The 738-nt window shown below is 62.7% G+C and carries 1 protein-coding gene and 1 pseudogene; both read left to right on the top strand.

Annotated features, from left to right (window positions below):
* A partial coding sequence (locus MZTS_RS22300) for an acyl carrier protein (protein ID WP_210329461.1) occupies window positions 1-306 on the top strand: 306 nt, incomplete at its 5' end.
* A pseudogene (locus MZTS_RS22305) lies at window positions 303-738 on the top strand (hypothetical protein); the annotation flags it as partial. The gene MZTS_RS22300 and the pseudogene MZTS_RS22305, both read left to right, overlap by 4 nt.

Consider the following 738-nt stretch of genomic DNA (forward strand, 5'->3'; position numbering starts at 1 on the left):
GACCGGCCCTTGCGCGGCCCATCGCCGGACGGCTTGCTCGATCGCATCCTGATTCGACACGAGGACCCGCGTCAAATGAGCAAGGTGCCTGAGATTCTGGCTCAGATCCGTCCGGAGACGGATTTCGCCCAGTCGAAGGACTTTTTCGAGGACGGCCTGCTGGACTCGTTCGACTTGGTGACCCTGGTCTCGGAACTGGATAAGACCTACGGCATCTCGATCGACGGCATGCAGATCGTGCCGGAAAACTTCAACACCGTCGGGGCCATCGAGGCGCTTCTGGTTCGCCACGGAATCACCCCGTGAGGCTGTCGTTCCGGGGCAAGGCGATTGCCGGTCTCCTGACCGTGGTCCCGGCGAACGAACGGAAGTTCGTCGATGAGATGGCCAACTTCAATTTCTCGCGGGCGCGCTCGCTCAAGCTGAAGGAGGTCATGGGTTACGACCGGCATCGCATCGTGGCCGGCCCCGTCTGCGCCTCCGACCTGGCCGTGGCCGGCCTCGAGCATCTGTTCGCTCGGGGCCAACTGGAACGCGACGAGATCGACGCGCTGATCGTCGTGACGCAATCGCCGGATTACCTGATGCCGGCGACGTCTCATGTCGTCCAGGGCCGGCTCGGTCTCCATACCGACATGATCTGCCTGGACATCAACCAGGGCTGCGCGGGCTTCATCATCGGCTTGATGCAAGGCTTCATGCTCCTGGACCAGCCGGCCATCCAGAAGGTCGTGCTGG

This window comes from Methylorubrum zatmanii (assembly GCF_014845115.1).
GTDB classification, from domain to species: Bacteria; Pseudomonadota; Alphaproteobacteria; order Rhizobiales; family Beijerinckiaceae; genus Methylobacterium; species Methylobacterium zatmanii.